Here is a 13693-nt window from a genome sequence, read left to right as displayed (position 1 = left end):
CTCGTTGACCAACCGCGAATCCGGGCTCTGCCTCGACGTCGTCGGCCAGAAGACCGCCTCGGGTTCGCCGGTCGACCTGTGGACCTGTAACGGCGGAGGCAACCAGCTCTGGTCGCAGGGCTGATCGCTACTGCGAATGAGGGATAAGCCGCGTCGCCGGTCACCGCGGGTTGAACTCGACCCGCCCTGCGACGCGGCCCGCGGTTAGGGTCTGGATATGGCGACCGTGACGATCCGGCTCCGGCTGCTCGGCTCATGACCATCGAGCCGCTGCTTCCAGAGAGCCCGACGCTGCCCTTCGACACCCGCGGCCTGACCGCGGCGCAGGTCGCCGAGCGGGTCGCGGACGGCAGGGTGAACGAGGTCCCGGTCCGCTCCAGCCGCTCGGCGGCCGCGATCCTGCGCGCGAACGTGCTGACCTGGTTCAACGGGCTGATCGGCGCATTGTTCGCGATCATGCTCGTGGTCGCGCCGATCCAGGACGCCCTGTTCGGCTTCGTGATCGTGTTCAACGCGGCGATCGGCATCGTGCAGGAGTGGCGCGCCAAACGCACCCTGGACTCACTGGCCATCGTCGGCGAGGCCCGGCCGCGCGTACGCAGGGACGGCGCCGAGGTCCAGGTGGCCGCCTCGGAGCTGGTACAGGACGATCTCGTGCTGCTCGCCGTCGGGGACAAGATCCCGGTAGACGGTCTGGTCCTCGAAGCCGAGGCGCTGGAGGTCGACGAGTCGCTGCTGACCGGCGAGGCCGATCCGGTAACCAAGCGACCCGGCGACGCCCAGCACGGGGCAAACGAACTACACGGTGCTGACGAACTACACGGTGCTCACGAACTACACGGTGCCAATCAACTGCTCTCCGGCTCGTTCGTCGTCGCCGGCTCCGGCACGATGCTCGCCACCAGGGTCGGACCGGACGCGCACGCGGCGAAGCTGGCGGCCGAGGCGCAGCAGTTCACGCTCGTGCGCTCCCAGCTGCGCGACGGCATCAACCGGATCCTGCGCTACCTCACCTACCTGCTCATCCCGGCCGCCGCGCTCCAAGTGGTCGTGCAGGCCGGCGTGGCCGGAGGGTTCAGCCGCGACGGGATCAGCCGGACGGTCGCCGGGATCGTGCCGATGGTGCCGGAAGGGCTGGTGCTGCTGACCTCGGTCGCGTTCGCGGTCGGCGTCGTGCGGCTCGGGCGGCGGCAGTGCCTCGTGCAGGAACTGCCCGCGATCGAAGGGCTGGCGCGGGTCGACGTGGTGTGCCTGGACAAGACCGGGACGCTCACCGAGGGCGGCATGCGGCTCGCTGAGGTCAAAGTCCTGGACTCCGGCGAGAAGGAGCCGGATGTGCGCCGCGTCCTCGGCGCGCTCGGAGCCGCCGAGGAACGGCCGAACGCCACGATGGCCGCGGTCATCGAGGCCTGCCCCGATCCAGGCGGATGGCAGCCGCAGACGGTCGCAGCGTTCTCCTCGGCCCGCAAGTGGAGCGGCGTGGCCTTCGCGGACGGTCGCGGCACGTGGCTCTTCGGCGCGCCGGACGTGCTCGGCCGTGGCACCGGGGCCGCCGCGCAGGCCGAACGGCTCGGCGCGAGCGGACTGCGTGTCCTGATGCTCGCCTCATACACCGGCCCGCTTCCCGCGGACGGGTCCGCCGACCTGGTCAGCGCCGAGGTCAGGCCGGTCGCGCTGGTCACCCTGGAACAGCGGATCCGCGATGACGCCGCGCCGACGCTCGAGTACTTCGCCCGCCAGTCGGTCGCGCTCAAGGTCATCTCCGGCGACAACGCGGTCTCGGTCGGCGCGGTGGCCGGCTCGCTCGGCCTGCCGGGCGCTGAGCACCCGGTCGACGCGCGCGACCTGCCGGAAGATCCGGAAGCGCTGGCCGCGGCGGTCGAGGCCAACTCGGTCTTCGGCCGGGTCACCCCGCGGCAGAAGCAGCAGATGGTGGCCGCGCTGCAGTCCCGCGGCCACACGGTCGCGATGACCGGCGACGGGGTCAACGACGTGCTGGCGCTCAAGAGCGCCGACATCGGGGTCGCCATGGGCTCCGGTTCGGGAGCGGCGCGCGCGGTGGCGCAGATCGTGCTGCTCGACGAGCGCTTCGCGACGCTGCCCTCGGTGGTCGCCGAGGGCCGGCGCGTGGTCGGCAACGTCGAGCGGGTCTCGAACCTGTTCCTGGTGAAGTCCTTCGAGTCCTTCCTGATGGTGGTGCTGGTCGGCGTGGCGCGGCTGCCGTACCCGTTCCTGCCGCGGCACACCACCCTCATCAGCACGCTGACGATCGGGACGCCGGCCTTCTTCCTCGCCCTCGCGCCCAATCTGAGCCGGGCCAGGTCCGGGTTCGTGGCCAGGGTGCTGCGCTTCGCGATCCCGGCCGGATTGATCGCCGGCGCGGCCTCGTTCATCTCCTACTACCTGGCGCGGCTCGAGCCGGGCGCGCAGCTGGCGGTGGAGCAGACCAGCGCGATGGTCACCTTGTTCGCGGTGGGCATCTGGGTGCTGGCTCTGGTGGCGCGGCCGTTCGCGTGGTGGAAGGCGGCGCTGATCGGCGCGATGGCCGGCGGGTTCGTGCTGGTCGCGCTGCTGCCCGCCGGTCGGCGCGTCTTCGACCTGCACTTCGGCGGCTGGCAGCAGACCCTCACGGCGCTCGCCGTGGCCGGCTGCGCGGCGGTGGCGCTGGAGGTGGTTTGGCGCCTCGACGTGCGGCGCACGGCGCGTATGCCGGTGCCGGACGGCGGCGATTAGCGGCGGCTAGCGGCGAGCCGGAGGGCACGGCTTCGGCTATTCGTCCTGCGGCCCGTCACCGTGCAAATACACGTCATCGAGCTCGAACACGCCGCCCGACGGCCTGGTGAAATCAGCCGACTGATCCTCGGCGGCCCTGGCGCAGGTGCGCAGCTCGGCCGCGAGGTGCAGCAACCGCGTCGCGTACGAACCGAGCCCCTCCGCGAGCTCCCTGCGGAACGGTTCCGTCCGCTCGTCGTGCCGCCCGGAAAAGGCCAGGTCGCCGGCGTCGCGCAGCATGTGCAGGTGATAGGAGAGCAGGCTGCGCAGCTCATTGCGCCGCTCGGTCAGCTCCTGGTCGATCTCCAAGCGGAGCAGCCGCTCGTACAGCTGCGAATAGGAACGCGAGAGCCGGCCGAGCTCGAGGGCGGCCGCGTCGGGCACCGGCCACGCCCCGCCGCACTGCGCGATCGCGGCGTCCGCGCCCGGCTGCAGCGAGGCGGCCTGCGCCGCGAGGTCGGCGAGCGTCGTCACCTGCTCGCGATACAGCTGCCGCAGTCGGCCGTCACCTTCCACGCCGCTCACCGCACGCGGGTGATCCGAATGCGCATCGCGACCGGGTACCTACGCGCGAAGGCCTCCGCATCGCCGGACACGCGCCGCATGTCCGCGGTGTACTTCTCCACGTAGGGCTGGTACTCGTGCGCCAGCGGAAAGTCCTCCAGCACCTCGGCGTCGCCGGTGAGCACGACGATCTCGCCGCCGCGGCCGTTGCCGTCGAAGTTCAGCGACACCCGAGGACGAGCCCTGACATGGGCGAGCCGGTTCGCGTCCGCGCGGTTGTAGATCAGGATCGTGTCCTCGCCCTCCCACAGGAACCACACCGGGTTGGGCTGCGGGGTGCCGTCCGCGCCGACCGTGGTCAGCCACAGCACGATCTCCTCGGCGAGCCGTTCACGCACACGCTTGCCGAAGGGGGTGGACGGGTCGGGGAGCACTTCGGTCGCCATGCAGGGCAGCCTACGACGTCCGCTCCCGCAAGGCGTCACTTCGTCGTTCGCGGCCGTGCTCCGATCACCCGCCGAGCGCAAACACCTCCTGCGCGGTAATAGCCTCCGCTATGGTGCGCTTATGACGCCCGCCGCGGCAGCCGCCCCCTCCGCCACCGGCGGCGCCGTCGTGCTCGCCGTGGTCCTCGGGTCAGCCCTTTTACACGCCTCGTGGAACGCCCTCACCCACTCGGCTCGGGACCGCGTGGCGACGATCACCTTGATGGGCCTCGCCTCCATCGGCTGCACACTGCCTTTGCTGCTGCTCGCTTCTCCGCCGGCCCGCGCCGCGTGGCCCTTCATCGCGGCTTCGATCGTCCTTGAGACTGCGTACTCGTACGGACTGGTGCTCGCGTATCGCTACGGCGACTTCAGCAGGACGTATCCGCTCGCCCGCGGCACCTCGCCCCTGCTCGTAGCGCTGTTCGCCACGCTCGTGCTCGGGCAGCGCACGTCATGGGCTCAGTTGTTCGGCGTCGCGGTGGTGTGCGCCGGGCTGCTCGTGCTGTCGTTCGCCGAGGGGCTGCCGCGGCGCGAGGACCTGGCCGCCGTCTGCGCCGCGGTAGCCACCGGCTGCACGATCGCCGCGTACACGATCGTCGACGGGCTCGGCGTGCGGCGCTCCGGGTCAGTGCTCGGATATGCCGGATGGACCTTCCTCGGCCAGGGCGTCGGCGTCGTGCTGATCGCCGCGGCGCTGCGGCGTGGCCGGTTCCCCGGGATCTTCCGCGCCGACGTGCGGCGCGGCCTGCTCGGGGGAGTGGTCGCGATGAGCGCGTACAGCCTGGTGCTGTGGGCGCAGACGCGCGGCACCCTCGCCGGGGTGGCTACGCTGCGCGAGACCTCGATCCTGATCGGCTGCGTGATCGGGACCGTCCTGTTCCGGGAGCGCTTCGGCCGCACCCGGCTGCTCGCCTCCCTCGGCGTCGTGACTGGAATCCTGCTCATCGCGCACGCGTGACGCAATGTGGGCAATGCGGCGCATTCGGCTTGTCGAACGCGCGTTTCCCTTGCTGCGCAACGCTTTTCGTCAAACTGAACATTCTCCGACGATTTCATCAGTCTCTTGAATCGATCTCGCTAAACCGGATAGGCTGCGGTCCCTGAAATAGGGGGGAGACATCATGTTGGCGACCGCATTTCCGGCTTTCGTGCACGCAATGCAAATGGACGGTCACATAAACGGACCGAGTACGCCTTTGCTCGCCTACACCATGTCCTGCGTCGGCTCGGCGCTCGGCCTGTCCGCCATGTCCCGGGCCCGGGCCACCACGGGCTGGATCCGCTGGCGCTGGCTCATCCTGGCCGCGGTGTCGATCGGCGGCACCGGAATCTGGGTCATGCATTTCATCGCGATGCTCGGTTACGGCATCACCGGGATTCAGATCACGTACGATCTGACCACGACGATCATCAGCATGCTCATCGCGATCGTCGTCGTCGGAATCGGCCTCGCGATCGCCGTCGCCAGAGGCGCCAGTCTGACGGCGCTCGCCACCGGCGGATTCGTCACCGGTATCGGCGTGGCCAGCATGCATTACCTGGGCATCTCCGCGATGCGTATGCCGGCCAGCGTGCATTACCGGCCGCTCATCGTCCTCGCCTCGGTGGCGATCGCCGTGGTCGCGGCCGCCGCGGCGCTGTGGGCGGCCATGAACATCCGCGGCATCTTCGCCACCATCGGCGCGGCCATGATCATGGGCGTCGCCGTGACCGGGATGCACTACACCGGCATCGCGGCGATGCTGGTCTACTCGGCCCCGGCGCAGACCGCGTCCGGCATGACCTCGAGTTCCCTGCTCGAACCGCTGATCGGCGGAATCAGCCTGACCACCGTCGTCATCCTGTTCGTGGTCGGTCTCGCGGCCACCGAGCAGGACCTGCTCGAACAGGCCGAGATCCGGGCCGACCTGCAGAAACTCGCCGAGCGCAACAACTAGCCGGTGCTTGTCGGCGCGGTGCCGTAGTTTGTACTGCGCTCGCCCACCCAGCACCCGCCGCCCCAGGAGGCCCCCGTTGGCGGACTCACCCGGCGCCGCCGCGATGATCGAGGTCACCGGCCTGGCCAAGACGTTCAAGACCAAGCGCGGCACGGTGGAGGCGGTGCGCGGGCTCGATCTGACCGTGCGGGCCGGCGAGATCGTCGGCTTCCTCGGCCCGAACGGCGCAGGTAAGACCACCACCCTGCGCATGCTGACCACCCTGCTGGAACCCAGCGGCGGCACCGCCGTGGTGGCCGGGGCGGATCTGCTGCGCGAGCCGACCGAGGTGCGCAAGCGGATCGGGTACGTGGCGCAGACCGGCGGTACCGACGGCGCGTGCACCGTCGCCGAGGAACTGATCACTCAGGCCGAGCTCTACCGGCTGGGCGCGGCCGAGGCGCGGCAGCGCTGCGCCGCGCTCGTGGAGCAGCTGGACCTGACCGGGCTCGAAGACCGCTACGTCAAGACCCTGTCCGGCGGGCAGAAACGGCGGCTGGACATCGCGCTCGGCCTGGTGCACGCCCCGCGGCTGGTGTTCCTCGACGAGCCGACGACCGGGCTCGACCCGCAGAGCCGCGCCCACCTGTGGACGCATGTGCGCAAGCTGCGCGACGAACTGAACACCACGGTGTTCCTGACCACGCACTACCTCGACGAGGCCGACGCGCTCTGCGACCGGATCCTGATCATCGACTTCGGCCGGATCGTCGCGGAGGGCACCCCCGAGGAGCTCAAGCACCGCATCTCCGGCGACCTGGTGACCATCGAGCTGGCCGGCGAGGGCGACGGCGAGAAGGCGCAGTCGGCGCTGGGAGACGTCGAGGGCGTGCGGGACGCCACGCTGAGCGGCAAGACGCTGCGCGTGATCGTCGACGCCGGCGGCCAGCAGCTGATGGGCATCATGCGCGCGCTCGACTCGGCCGCCGCGCCCATCGCGTCGATCCAGCTGGCCCGCCCGACCCTCGACGACGTGTTCCTGACGCTCACCGGCCGCTCGCTGCGCGACGACAGCCCCGGCTCCGGCGCGCCGCCGCAACCCGGTGACGCGGACGGCAGTCCGGACGATGCCGCGATTGCGGCCGACTCCGCCCCGAGCGACGTGACCGGGAGCCCCCGATGAGCCTTGCCAGCACCCTGCGAGACACCCGGCTGATCTTCCGCAGGCAACTGCGTCTCTCGCTGCGCAACCCCGCGTGGCTGATCATCGGGGTCATCCAGCCGATCCTGTACCTCGCCCTGTTCGGGCCGCTGGTGAAGCACTTCGTCAGCGCTCCCGGCGCCTCCTCGGACCAGGCCTGGCGGATCTTCGTGCCCGGCCTGCTCGTGCAGCTCGGCCTGTTCGGCAGCCTCTTCGTCGGCTTCGCGATCATCGCCGAGTGGCGCGCCGGGGTGATCGAGCGGATGCGGGTGACCCCGGTCAGCCGCTTCGCGCTGCTCTTCGGCCGGGTGCTGCGGGACATGATCGCGCTGCTGGTCCAGTCGGCGATCCTGGTCCTCACCGGCCTGGTCATGGGCCTGCGCGCGCCGATCGGCGGCGTGCTGTTCGCCCTCGCGTTCATCGCCGTGCTCGCGATCAGCATGTCCTCGCTGTCCTACGCGGTCGGCCTCGCGCTCAAGAGCGAGGACTCGCTCGCCCCGCTGCTCAACTCGGTGGCCGTTCCGGTGCTGCTGCTGTCCGGCATCCTGCTGCCGATCACCCGCCAGTCCGCGCCGAGCTGGCTGTACTACCTGTCCCGGATCAACCCGTTCCGCTACGTCGTCGACGCGATGCGCGAGGTCTTCGTCGGCAACTACGCGGACCTCACGGTGCTCTGGGGCAGCCTGATCAGCCTCGGCCTGGCGATCGTCTGCATCATGCTCGGCGTGCGCCGCTTCCAAATCGAAAGCGCCTGATACCGGCGCCGGCTGCAGCCGCCGGCCGCGGCTCAGCTGAACGGCAGGGCGAGCCAGAGAGCTGACTCGGCGTCCCAGTGCAGCGCCGTCCCGTCGAACTCGGGCGCTTCCAGGTCGAGGGCGGACAGGCTCGGCCAGGATTCGGCCGGCCAGCGGGACTCGTCGCGGGGGAGGACCAGCGCCACCCGCGGGGGCTTGGCCGGTATGCGGCGGGTGCCCGCGCGCTCGGCGTGCCGCCGCTGCTCGGCCCAGCGGTCCAGCAACGCGGCGAGCGCGGCAGGGGCCTGAGTCTGCAACTCGCGCATAAGGGCTTTGACGAACGTGGCGCTGACCGTGATCAGGCCGGGTTCGCCGCCGTTGTGCGCCACCGCGCCGCTGGGCTCGGCCGGCGCCGCGGTGAACGGGAAATACGGGCCCGACGCGCGGTCCGGCCGCCAAGACTCGGCGAGCCGGGCGAGCTCGTCCGCGGTCAGGTCCGGGTAGCGGCGGCGCAGCGCGACGAGATCCTCGGCCGCCGCGGCGCGCGCGGCGGCCTGGTGCGCGCCGAAGGTCCAGTCCGGCCACTCGGCGCGGATGCGGGCTTCGTAAAACTCGCTCACCAGGCCGAGGCTACGCCTGGTACCGGCCCGCGTTCGCCGGTTCGGTGTGACGCCTGGGACCAGCCGCCGGACGGCTGGTCAGAACCGGTCGGACGGCCCGCGCCACGGCGTGCCGGTGCGGCGCCGAAACACCAGCCGCCGCACCACCAGCGCGACGACGAGCAGTACCACGATCCAGATCAAGAAGGACCCGAGGCTGAACCGCCACAGTGCGTGCCAGGCCAGGTGGTGGAAGAACCCGTGTCCGAAACCGCCGTGGCCGAGCCGGCGAAGCGGAAACCGGAAGACGCCGTTGCCAGTGAGCACGGCAGCCACCGCGCCACCCCCTAGAGACCTCGTGGAGACCCCGTCCCGGCGGGGACGAATCGTCCTGACACCGGGCACATCATCGCGAGCGTAGCAGAACGGCGCACCCGTTCCGGTTCGCGCGTTCGGCACCAGAAGGGAGGTCCGCGTTCGCCGGAAAGCGGCCAGCGCACCGCCGCGCCGCGCAGTCGAATCAGGGTCCGTTCATCGCGGCCGGAACACCGCATGGCGGCTTTGGCTTGACGCGGCCGATGCTCTGGTGTGGGTTTGGTGGTGATGGGTACGTCTGGGTGCACTGGCGGAGGTCACGCGTCGGGCAGGTAGAAGCTGGGAGGCTGAGCATGACTGATGAGACACGCCCCTTGACCGATGAGACCGGATACCCGATTGACGGGGGCGCCACCCACCGGGTCGTGATCATCGGCTCCGGCTTCGGCGGCCTGTTCGCGACCCGCGCCTTGCGGCACGCGAACGTACAGGTCACCGTGGTCGCCGCCACTCCGCACCACCTGTTCCAGCCGCTGCTGTACCAGGTCGCCACCGGCATCCTCTCCCAGGGCGAGGTGGCCCCGGCGACCCGGGAGATCCTGGCCAGGCAGCGCAACGTGCGGGTGCTGCTCGGCGAGGTCACCGACATCGACCCGAGCGCCCGCAAGGTCACCGCGCGCGCGCCCGGCCGCGGCGACCTGTTCCACGTCGAGTACGACAGCCTCATCGTCGCGACCGGGGCCACGCAGTCCTACTTCGGCAACGACCAGTTCGCCGAGTTCGCCCCCGGCCTCAAGAGCATCGACGACGCGCTCGAGCTGCGCGGCCGCATCTTCGGCGCCTTCGAGCTGGCCGAACTGGAGCCCGACCCCGAGGTGGAGCGCCGGCGGCTGACGTTCGTCGTGGTCGGCGCCGGGGCGACCGGGGTCGAGATCTCGGGGCAGATCGCCGAGCTGGCCCACCGCGCGCTGGTGGGGGAGTTCCGCCGGATCGACACCCGCAAGGCGCGCATCGTGCTGCTCGACGCCGCGCCGATGGTGCTGCCCGCCTTCGGCGATCCGCTCTCCACCAAGGCCGCGGACCGGCTGCGCAAGCTCGGCGTCGAGATCCACCTGGGCGCGATGGTGGTCGGCCTCGACGCCGGCGGCATCGAGATCAAGACCCAGGACGGCGGGCACGAGCGGATCGAGGCGCTGACCAAGATCTGGGCGGCGGGCGTCTCCGCCTCCCCGCTCGGCCGGATTCTGGCCGACCACGCCGGGGCCGAAGTGGACCGGGCCGGCCGGGTGAAGGTGAACCCGGACTGCTCGCTGCCCGGATTCCCGAACGTGTACGTGGTCGGCGACCTGATGGCGCTGGACAACCTGCCGGGCGTCGCGCAGGTCGCCATCCAGAGCGGCCGGCACGCCGCGCGCCAGATCCAGCTGCGGTTGGAGGGCAAGCCGGCGGGCGAGCCGTTCCACTACCACGACAAGGGGAGCATGGCGACGGTCTCCCGGTTCAACGCCGTGGCCAGCATCGGCAAGCTGAGGCTCAGCGGGTTCGTCGCGTGGCTGCTCTGGCTGGTGGTGCACCTCATGTACCTGGTCGGCTTCAAGCATCGGGTGACCACGGTCATGCACTGGGCGGTCAGCTTCGTCGGCCGCGGCCGCTCCGAGCGCGCGGTCACCGCGCAGCAGGTCTTCGCGCGCACCGCGATGGAGCAGCGCGCCGCCCAGGAAGTGATCGAGGCGGAGACCAGAGCCAGCGTGCAGTAGCCGCTCGGCGCGGGTTACCCGGCTATTTCCGTTACGTCAATTAATATCTACGCAAAGCCCTTGTCAGTGTGACAAGGCTCACTTACCGTCCAGTAATACTACCGGCCGGTAGCTGTGACGGTCGCAATGCCGCGACCGGCTCCGTGCATTTCCTGTCCTGTCACGGAGGACTCCATGGCTCCGGCCCACCCACACCCTTCGCAGCCCCCTGTCTCAGCTCCACCGGCGCAGCGTCGCGCCGACCGACGTACCCGCCCCGCGCGGCGAGTCCGATCGACGCTGTTTCGGACAACGCTCTCTCGAACAACGCTGTCCGCGCTCACGGTCGCCGCCGTCGTCGGTACGACCAGCCTGGCCACCGCCGCCGGACCCGCCACGGCGTCCGCCAACTACCCCGTCGTCTACAGCTTCGCGGCCGGGATCACCGCCGAACTGTTCACGCCCGGCGCCTCACCGCCCGGCTCGAACGACTTCGGCTGTAAGCCCACTGCGACGCATCCGTATCCCGTCGTCCTCGTGCACGGCACGTTCGGCGACATGACAGACTCCTGGCAAGCCCTCTCCCCGCTGCTGGCCGACCACGGCTACTGCGTCTTCGCGCTCAACTACGGCGGCGCCTCGGGCAGCCTGTTCCAGGGCTACCAGGAGATCGCCGCGAGCGCCGGGCAGCTGTCCGCGTTCGTCGACCGGGTCCTGGCCGCGACCGGCGCGGCGAAGGTGGACATCGTCGGCCACTCCCAGGGCGGCATGATGCCGCGCTACTACCTCGACTTCCTCGGCGGCGCCGCGAAGGTCGACGCCTTGGTCGGGCTCTCTCCGTCCAACCACGGCACGACCCTGGACGGCCTGTTCGGCCTGCTGTCCGCGTTCCCCGGTGGGTCGTCTTTCCTCGGCTCGCTCTGCGCGGCGTGCACGGAGCAGGCCGTGGGTTCGTCGTTCCTGGCCAACCTCAACGCGGGCGGCGACACCGCGTCAGGGGTGCGCTACACAGTCATCTCAACCAAGTACGACGAAGTCGTCACGCCGTACACGACGCAGTTCCTGTCGGGGCCCTCGGTCACCAACATCACGTTGCAGAACCAATGCGGCCTTGACTTCGCCGATCACCTGGCCGTCATCTACGACCCGATGGCGTTGAACGACGTGCTCAACGCCCTCGATCCGGCGCATCACGTGGCGGTCGGCTGCACGCTGGTGCTTCCGATACTCGGCGGCTGAGCGAAGCGGCGGCGACACAAGAAAGGCCCCGGCCCGCAGCGCGTGGTATCCGCGCGCTGCGGGCCGGGGTCGCGTTCGTCCGGCGCGGGCTCAGGTGCCGCAGAAGGGCAGGCCGGGCTCCGGCTGGTCGTTGGCGCCGCCGCTGAGGTCGATCGCTGATACCCAGCCGAAGGTGCCCTGCGCCGACTCGGTCCACGCCCACCAGTGGTTGCGCAGGTTCTTGAAGGTGTGCTCGGCGCCGGAGGACTGGCAGTAGAACGGCTGGGGTCCCGAGCCGATCGTGCCCGACTGGTTCAGCGTTCCCGCCTGGAACACCAGCGCGCCCATGGTGCCGCCCACGGTGCACTCGAACTGCCCGGGGGCCAGCTTCGTGCAGCCGCCGTTGCCGGGCGCGGCCGCGGTGTAACGCAGGTAAGGCGTGATCGGCGCGGGCGGCGTGACCGTCGACATCGTGCCCTGGTTCGTCGTCTTCGAGGTCGTACCCGTGGTGGCGCCGGTACCTCCGGTGCCGGCCATGCCCATCCCGGAGGCGGAGGGCATCGCCGAGGCGGCACCTGCCCCGCCGCCCGTTCCCGTTCCGGGCTTCGCGGCCTGGCTGCCGCCGGTCATCGCAGGGGTCTGCATCGTCGCCTTGGGCGCGTCGGCGCTCGGCATCGCGCCGATCACACTGCCGTGACCGGTCATGGCCTGGCGGCTGAGCACGACGCCGAGGGTCAGGCCGGCGATGATGCTGACCACCAGGAAGGCGGCCGGCGCGCGCCGTTTGCGCGCGGTCTTCACGTAGCCGCCGTCAGCGTCCTTCTTCGACCCGCCGCGACCGCCGCCCCGATTGCCGTCGCGGCCCTCGCCGCGCGGCCTCGGCCTGCCGCCGTCCTCGCCGTTGCGCTCCCGCAGTGCGGCGAGGCCGAAGTCCGGCGTGTCGTCCTGCTCCAGGTCCAGTTCGACGAGCGGCACCATCTGGGTGGCCGTGGTCGCGCCGAACAGTTCGTCGAGGGTCTGCTCGTGGGCGGCGTCGGCGCTGGCGTTCGGGTAAGCCATGGCCAGCGACTCCAGCCGGCCGGCCACGATCGCCGCGGAGGCCGGCCGCGCGGCCGGCTCCTTCGCCAGCAGCCACAGCACCAGCTGGTCGATCTCGGGGGCCACCTCGGGCCGCCAGTGCCGCACCGCGGTCGGCTCGTCGTGCAGGTGGCGGTGCAGAATGGTCAGGCTGTCGTCGGCCGGGAACGGGGGCAGGCCGGTCAGCAGGACGTAGAGGATGCAGCCGACCGAGTAGAGGTCGGACTGCACGGTCGCCTGGCCGCCCATGATGCGCTCAGGGGCCGTATACGCGGGGGTGCCGAGACTGTTGGCGCCGGTGCGGGTCAGCCGCTCGGTGAACCCGGCGCCCTGCAGGAACCCGGCGATGCCGAAGTCCAGGACCTTCACCATGCCGTCGTGGCTGACCATGATGTTGGCCGGTTTGATGTCCCGGTGCAGCACCCCGGCCTCGTGCGCGGCTTCAAGCGCCCGGCTGATCTGCACTCCGATGGCCAGCGCCGCGCCGATCGGCATCGGGCGCCCGCCGCGCAGCTCGTCCAGGTTGCAGCCGGTGACCAGCTCCATCACGACGAACTGGTGCCGCTGGTACTCGCCCTGGTCGTAGACCGCGACCACGTTAGGGTGGGTGATCCGGGCCACCGCGATCGCCTCGCGGGTGAACCGGTCCGCGGTCTCCGGATCGGCGCTCGGGTCGCCGAGCACGAGCTTGACCGCGACGTCCCGGCTCAGCCGTTCGTCCCGCGCCGCCCACACCTCGCCCATCGCGCCGAGGCCGAGCCAGCGCGAGAGCCGGTAACGGCCCGCGATCAGGGCTCCTTCGTCGATCTGCTGCGAGTAGTGGTGGTCGGTGCTGGTCACAGGTCCCCCCTGGTCGGGCTCGCTGCGGATGCGTGGGTTCGGGACAGGGCTCTTACTCAGGCCGTCCCGCGCCGGTGTGCGGCACCGGCGCGGGACGTTGTGGGTATTTCAGATGGACCGTCGGTCCGGCGCTGGGTCAGCTGTGCGAGCCGTACATGGTGTTGTAGTTGTTCATGTAGCTCTGGCTGTAGTTGTAGCCGCCCCAGTAGTTGCCGGTGCCGCTGTTGCGCAGCGGGCCGACAGCGCTCATGTTGTTGCTGATGTCATCGACGTAGAAGAGCCACTTGCCGTCC

At 70.5% G+C, this 13693-nt stretch carries 13 protein-coding genes; 8 read left to right on the top strand and 5 right to left on the bottom strand.

Going from position 1 to position 13693, the window contains the following annotated elements; all coding sequences use genetic code 11:
• The first annotated feature begins 4 nt into the window (after positions 1-4).
• Together VFB40_RS23285 and VFB40_RS23280 are read left to right on the top strand one after the other, a co-directional pair.
• Positions 5-124: an RICIN domain-containing protein gene (locus tag VFB40_RS23285; RefSeq protein ID WP_324854133.1), complete on the top strand. Its 120-nt coding sequence runs from the start codon at positions 5-7 to the stop codon at positions 122-124.
• Positions 125-255: 131 nt separating this feature from the next.
• Entirely contained in the window at positions 256-2733 is a 2478-nt protein-coding gene (locus VFB40_RS23280) for an HAD-IC family P-type ATPase (protein ID WP_324854131.1), read from the top strand.
• 36 nt (positions 2734-2769) lie between these two features.
• Here the strand turns inward: VFB40_RS23280 and VFB40_RS23275 are convergent, their stop codons facing one another.
• Complete coding sequence (locus VFB40_RS23275; protein WP_324854129.1) at positions 2770-3297, bottom strand: hypothetical protein; 528 nt, start codon at positions 3295-3297, stop codon at positions 2770-2772.
• Positions 3294-3722 carry a TIGR03667 family PPOX class F420-dependent oxidoreductase gene (locus tag VFB40_RS23270; RefSeq protein ID WP_324854127.1) on the bottom strand — a complete coding sequence of 143 codons (429 nt, stop codon included), beginning with the start codon at positions 3720-3722 and terminating at the stop codon, positions 3294-3296. The genes VFB40_RS23275 and VFB40_RS23270 overlap by 4 nt, the downstream gene beginning before the upstream one ends.
• Positions 3723-3843: 121 nt before the next feature.
• On the opposite strand from VFB40_RS23270, the gene VFB40_RS23265 reads away from it, so the two are divergent.
• The 4 genes from VFB40_RS23265 to VFB40_RS23250 all read left to right on the top strand — a co-directional run bounded on the left by VFB40_RS23265 (position 3844) and on the right by VFB40_RS23250 (position 7636).
• A complete protein-coding gene (locus tag VFB40_RS23265; protein ID WP_324854125.1) occupies positions 3844-4722 on the top strand; it encodes an EamA family transporter in 879 nt (292 codons plus the stop codon).
• 205 nt (positions 4723-4927) lie between these two features.
• Positions 4928-5701: an MHYT domain-containing protein gene (locus VFB40_RS23260; protein WP_324854123.1), complete on the top strand. Its 774-nt coding sequence runs from the start codon at positions 4928-4930 to the stop codon at positions 5699-5701.
• Between the two features lie 103 nt (positions 5702-5804).
• Entirely contained in the window at positions 5805-6863 is a 1059-nt protein-coding gene (locus VFB40_RS23255) for an efflux ABC transporter ATPase subunit, DrrA-related (protein WP_349261607.1), read from the top strand.
• Complete coding sequence (locus VFB40_RS23250) at positions 6860-7636, top strand: ABC transporter permease (RefSeq protein WP_324854118.1); 777 nt, start codon at positions 6860-6862, stop codon at positions 7634-7636. Before VFB40_RS23255 ends, VFB40_RS23250 begins: the two co-directional genes overlap by 4 nt.
• A 32-nt stretch (positions 7637-7668) precedes the next feature.
• Here VFB40_RS23250 and VFB40_RS23245 read toward each other — a convergent pair whose 3' ends face one another.
• Complete coding sequence (locus VFB40_RS23245; RefSeq protein WP_324854116.1) at positions 7669-8235, bottom strand: hypothetical protein; 567 nt, start codon at positions 8233-8235, stop codon at positions 7669-7671.
• 78 nt (positions 8236-8313) lie between these two features.
• Positions 8314-8541: a hypothetical protein gene (locus VFB40_RS23240; protein WP_324854115.1), complete on the bottom strand. Its 228-nt coding sequence runs from the start codon at positions 8539-8541 to the stop codon at positions 8314-8316.
• A gap of 341 nt (positions 8542-8882) precedes the next feature.
• Between VFB40_RS23240 and VFB40_RS23235 the strand changes: the two genes are divergently transcribed.
• Both VFB40_RS23235 and VFB40_RS23230 read left to right on the top strand, forming a co-directional pair.
• Positions 8883-10286 carry an NAD(P)/FAD-dependent oxidoreductase gene (locus VFB40_RS23235; RefSeq protein WP_324854113.1) on the top strand — a complete coding sequence of 468 codons (1404 nt, stop codon included), beginning with the start codon at positions 8883-8885 and terminating at the stop codon, positions 10284-10286.
• A gap of 174 nt (positions 10287-10460) precedes the next feature.
• On the top strand, positions 10461-11504 hold the full coding sequence (locus tag VFB40_RS23230; protein WP_324854111.1) for an esterase/lipase family protein: 1044 nt from the start codon (positions 10461-10463) through the stop codon (positions 11502-11504).
• 90 nt (positions 11505-11594) lie between these two features.
• Here VFB40_RS23230 and VFB40_RS23225 read toward each other — a convergent pair whose 3' ends face one another.
• Positions 11595-13400 (bottom strand): serine/threonine-protein kinase, encoded by a 1806-nt coding sequence (locus tag VFB40_RS23225; protein WP_324854109.1) that lies wholly within the window; start codon positions 13398-13400, stop codon positions 11595-11597.
• Between the last annotated feature and the right edge of the window lie 293 nt (positions 13401-13693).

Origin of the sequence: Actinocrinis sp. (assembly GCF_035650855.1) — a bacterium.
Lineage (GTDB): Bacteria > Actinomycetota > Actinomycetes > Streptomycetales > Catenulisporaceae > Actinocrinis.
The sequence above is the reverse complement of the archived record's forward strand: the minus strand, read 5'-3'. Positions and strand labels throughout refer to the sequence as shown.

Coding starts and splice junctions, on each gene's coding strand:
- VFB40_RS23265 (WP_324854125.1), top strand. CDS start 3,844: ATGACGCCCGCCGCGGCAGCCGCCCCCTCCGCCACCGGCGGCGCCGTC.
- VFB40_RS23255 (WP_349261607.1), top strand. CDS start 5,805: ATGATCGAGGTCACCGGCCTGGCCAAGACGTTCAAGACCAAGCGCGGC.
- VFB40_RS23280 (WP_324854131.1), top strand. CDS start 256: ATGACCATCGAGCCGCTGCTTCCAGAGAGCCCGACGCTGCCCTTCGAC.
- VFB40_RS23250 (WP_324854118.1), top strand. CDS start 6,860: ATGAGCCTTGCCAGCACCCTGCGAGACACCCGGCTGATCTTCCGCAGG.
- VFB40_RS23230 (WP_324854111.1), top strand. CDS start 10,461: ATGGCTCCGGCCCACCCACACCCTTCGCAGCCCCCTGTCTCAGCTCCA.
- VFB40_RS23270 (WP_324854127.1), bottom strand. CDS start 3,722: ATGGCGACCGAAGTGCTCCCCGACCCGTCCACCCCCTTCGGCAAGCGT.
- VFB40_RS23235 (WP_324854113.1), top strand. CDS start 8,883: ATGACTGATGAGACACGCCCCTTGACCGATGAGACCGGATACCCGATT.
- VFB40_RS23260 (WP_324854123.1), top strand. CDS start 4,928: ATGGACGGTCACATAAACGGACCGAGTACGCCTTTGCTCGCCTACACC.